This window comes from Cobetia sp. MMG027, assembly GCF_027947415.1.
In the GTDB taxonomy this organism is placed as follows: Bacteria; Pseudomonadota; Gammaproteobacteria; order Pseudomonadales; family Halomonadaceae; genus Cobetia; species Cobetia marina.
Genome location: NZ_JAQJIO010000025.1, coordinates 1 through 774 on the forward strand (window position 1 = coordinate 1; position 774 = coordinate 774).

Annotated in this window: 1 protein-coding gene; it reads right to left on the reverse strand. The window is 64.7% G+C overall.

What is annotated here, in order from left to right:
• Positions 1 to 774 (reverse strand): Ig-like domain-containing protein (locus PJK54_RS17695; RefSeq protein WP_271303508.1); only part of this gene is annotated, 774 nt, incomplete at both ends.

Genomic DNA, 774 nt, shown 5'->3' on the forward strand with positions numbered 1-774 from the left:
AGCACCGTCGACCGTAATGTCAGTTGTGGCGACGGTGATCTCGTTGGCCGGCTCGGCGCTGTCCGTGATGGTGATCACGACATTGCTGCTGTCGAGGCCGGCCTCGATGCTGCCGCTGAGGGCGACGGCAGTGATGTCGTCGACGTTCAGGAAGCCATCGTCACCATCGACGAAGGCGATGCTGCCCGTCGGGTCGGTGGTATCCACGGTCACGGCGCCCAGGTTCACGGCGTCGCTGACGTTACCAGCCACATCGGTCTGACGGATCTGCACAACGCCATCGGCGTAGCTGCCTTCGTCCAGCGTGAAGGTGGTGCCAGTGCCAGCATCCCAGCTGGTGCCGCCGTCGAGGGAGACTTCCCAGGTGGCATCGGTCTCGAGACCACTGACGGTGACCTCACCATTGCTGGTGATGCCGTCGTCCGCGACGTTGGTGTCGGCGGTGAGCGCAAGGCTCGGAACTTCAGGCGCGGTGGTGTCGACGGTGAGCGTGAAGTCGGCAGACGGTGCACTTTCGTTGCCCGCGGCATCGGTGGCGGTGACGCTGAAGACGTGTTCGCCATCGGCGAAGTCAGTCGCCGGTGTGAAGCTCCACGTGCCGTTGCTGTCGGCGGTAGCGGTGCCGATCTCTTCACCGTTGTGGGTGAGGGTGACGGTGCTGCCAATCTCGGCACTACCGGTCAGCGTCGGGGTCGCATCATTGGTGCTGTCGCCATCGGCGAGGGAGCCGGTCACGGCTTCCACATTATCCGTGGCGGAGGCGATGGTCGGCGG